1 protein-coding gene is annotated in these 3642 nt (G+C 49.3%); it reads left to right on the plus strand.

Annotated elements, in window-relative coordinates:
* Positions 1–622: 622 nt before the first annotated feature.
* A partial coding sequence (locus GX441_05385; protein ID NLI98077.1) for a PQQ-binding-like beta-propeller repeat protein occupies positions 623–3642 on the plus strand: 3020 nt, incomplete at its 3' end.

A 3642-nucleotide genomic window follows, 5' to 3' on the forward strand; every position in this document is an offset into this window, starting at 1 on the left:
CACCGACTTCCTGCCGTTCAATCCTTCAAGTACCACCGCCAGCTTCTCCTCTGTCGTCCAGTTACTGCGCTTCATCTTCGCTTCTTCATTGACTGGTTATTCTATCTCTAAACTTACCTCATGTTCACTCTCAAAGGGGCGCAGCATAGCAAATCCTCGTTCACTTGCCAAGGTGTTGCACTTCATCATTGAACCCACGATTGGGTATATTGGATCATTCAAGAATTCTTACAAGCGACCGTCAAGCGAGAGATTACTATAAGAAGTTAAGGTGGGGATCGGATCATTTGATATATGCTGCCCGAAACACACATTCTCGAGTCTTTTTAAGTGATATGTAACGATTTTACACTCATGTTGCAAGTTTGCTACTTCGGAGCTGCTCGCCTGAAGTTTTGCAGGGATGATAGCTTACAGCTTGAGCATCCATAGAATCGTTTTATTGTTGCAAATTCGCAACAACGAAAAGAGATTCTTTTTAGTCTTTGATTTATCTAAATCTCCTTAAGCTCAATATCTTGGATATTTACGAAAACCCTCTTCCCTTGGCATAAAAGTTGCTCTTAATTGTTTGAATTTCAAGTTTAACAAGAGGCAAAACTTTAAACTCAAGGAGGACAAGATGCGTAAACACCTCACAATAATCATCGGCCTGCTTGTAGCAGGCACTCTCTCCGCACAGGGCTGGGGCCCCGATATAAGGCTCACCAACGACCCTGCGGAATCATATACTGGATACAATAATCAATGGTGTGTGGCGGTTTCCGGTTCATATGTTCACGTTGTGTGGTTCGATAACCGGGACGGGAACTTCGAGATATATTACAAGCGATCTACGGATGGGGGCATTACTTGGGGATCGGATACGAGACTGACTAATGCGCCAGGAGATTCTAAAAATCCTTCTATTGCGGTTTCTGGAACTTACGTGTATGTAGTGTGGTCGGACGGGCGACCAGCAAATCCCGGAATCTATTATAAGCGTTCTGCCGATAGCGGCTCGACATGGGGTTCTGATACGAAATTAACTCTTAGCGGTGGACCATACCCTTGTATTGCAGCTTCAGGAAGCAACGTACACGTGGTGTCGGATGGTATCAACTATATCAATTCTACCGACAATGGTTTGACTTGGAATGCTGAAACTCCACTGGCCTCCGGAGGCGACAACCCTGTAATTGCTTGCGTTGGGAATAATATCCATGTAGCATGGCATAATTCTGCAATTTTAGTTCAATACAAGCGCTCAACCGATAACGGAATAACATGGAGCTCAGCCGTAACTATTTCCTCCCCAGGAGGTGGCTACCATCCCTCAATTGCGGCGTCAGGTAATTTTGTAAATGTAGTATTCCATGATGCGAGAGATGGTAACTATGAACTTTACCAGAATCGGTCAACCGATAATGGAGTAACTTGGGAAGAGACCCCGACAAGAATCACCAATTCGGACGGCGTTTCAGCTCACTGTTCCCTTGCGGCATCAGGAAACAATGTTGCCCTCGTATGGTTCGATAGGAGAGATGGCAATGCAGAGACATATTATAAAAACTCAATCGATAATGGTAGAACTTGGGGACTTGATACCAGATTGACAAATGCTCTAGGTGAATCTGTAGGCGCATCAATCGCAGCCGCTAATTCTTCCGTATACGTTGCATGGTACGATGATCGTGACGGCAACCGGGAAGTATACTACAAGAGATACGTGGAGCAGGGCTCTCCCGGGACCCTAGCATGGAGATATCAAGCCGGCGGCGCAATAAACTCCTCGCCTGCGCTTGCCCTTGACGGAACCGTGTATTTCACTTCGCGGGACGGTTATCTTTACGCGCTAAACCCTGACAGCTCTCTCAAATGGAGATATAATACCGGCGGTACTACCGACAACTCGCCGGCCATAGGGCCGGACGGTACAATCTATCTGGGTGTGTCCGACGGCCTTTGCGCAATTACCCCTGAGGGCGACCTCAAATGGAAGTATACAACCGGCGCGCGCGTACCGACATCTCCTGCAATAGCCCCGGACGGAACGATTTTCTTTGGTGGAGTCGATTGCTATTTTTACGCAATAAATCCGAGCGGTACGCTTAAATGGAAATACCTTACAGGCGGAAGCATTTACTCCTCCCCCTCCATCGACAAGGGCGGTGCGATTTATTTCGCTTCGTTCGACTGCTACCTCTATGCGTTGACTCCTTCAGGAACTCTCAAGTGGAAATCGAGAACGAGCAGCGGCGACGAGGAGTACTCTTCTCCGGCGATAGCCGATGACAGCACCATATACTTCAGTTCGTATGACGGCTGGGCAGTTTACGCCTTCAATCCTGACGGCTCGGAAAAATGGAAATATCCTACTGGAAACCGCGCACGCTCGGTGGTTCTGGGCGCGAACGGCACCATTTACGCGGGCTCGGAGGATAATTACCTGTATGCACTTACTCCTGAAGGAAATCTTAAATGGAAGTATAACGCAGGCAGCCTTGTGTGCTCCAACCTGTCCGTGGGCGCGGACGAAATAGTGTACTTCGGATCGTGGAATGGTTATCTCTACGCAGTTGACACGCTCGGAAACCTCAGATGGCGCTACCTGACCGGAGCCCTTGTCAACGAATCCTCACCCGCTATCGACTCGAACAAGATACTCTACGTCGGTTCTTACGATAATTACCTGTACGCGCTCAACACCTCATCCCCTGGGCTTGGGGCTTCAACGTGGCCGAAGTTCAAGCGCGACAACCAGAATACTGGCAATCTTCTTGCAGCCGACGTCGGCGTAGTATCGATCGAAGCGCCACGAGATACTTGCTGGTCTGAACATAGCTACACTCCGCGGGCGACCTTTGAAAATTTCGAGGCCGGTACGACATCGTTCAACGCGGTATGCGAATTCGATTCCGCAGGCGTCGTCATTTACTCCGACACAGTTGCTGTTGCGGACCTTGCCGGAGGGGCCGCAATCGAAGTGAGCTTTGATCCATGGAGCGCGGGCGAGGCCGACGACCTCAGCTATACCGTGAAATTCAAGACCCTGTTTGAAGGCGACTACGATCCAAAGAACGATACTCTTTCCAAAAACGTCACAGCCCTATGGCCGCCGCGCGACGTTGCGCCGGTTGCCATCATCACCCCGCCCGATTTCGTGTGGTCTGGCTTCGCACATATCCCGAGGGTTGTAGTCAAAAACCTCTGGGAAGAAGCTGAAAGTTTCAATGTCGCTTGCATGGTCGATTCTCTCGGAGTTGTCGTCTATAGCGATACTACCCTGATTACCAATCTTTCGGGCTCGGACTCTGTCCTCGCGGAGTTTGGACCCTGGTCAGCAGGAGCATCGGATACTTTCACCTACAATGTCACGTTTGTCACGCATCTTGCCAAGGACCTCAATCCCTCAAACGATACGATCACGAAAGAAATCCACGCGGTCAAGGAAGTTGCCGATCTGGACATCCAGGACTACGCAGGCAATCTTTCCGCCAACACAATGTTCCTTACGGGTGCAAGAAACGCCATACTCGTCGGTTCTTACGTTATGGTAAATCCTGACAACTGGCAGAAGAATGTTGATCTTTACGACGGTCCTGCGAATACCAATCTCGCACTCTCTTACGAATGTTCCGACCTCGTTCTTTACAACGGCTC

Source organism: bacterium, from assembly GCA_012517375.1.
GTDB lineage: Bacteria > Hydrothermota > Tepidihabitantia > B3-TA06 > B3-TA06 > JAAYVC01.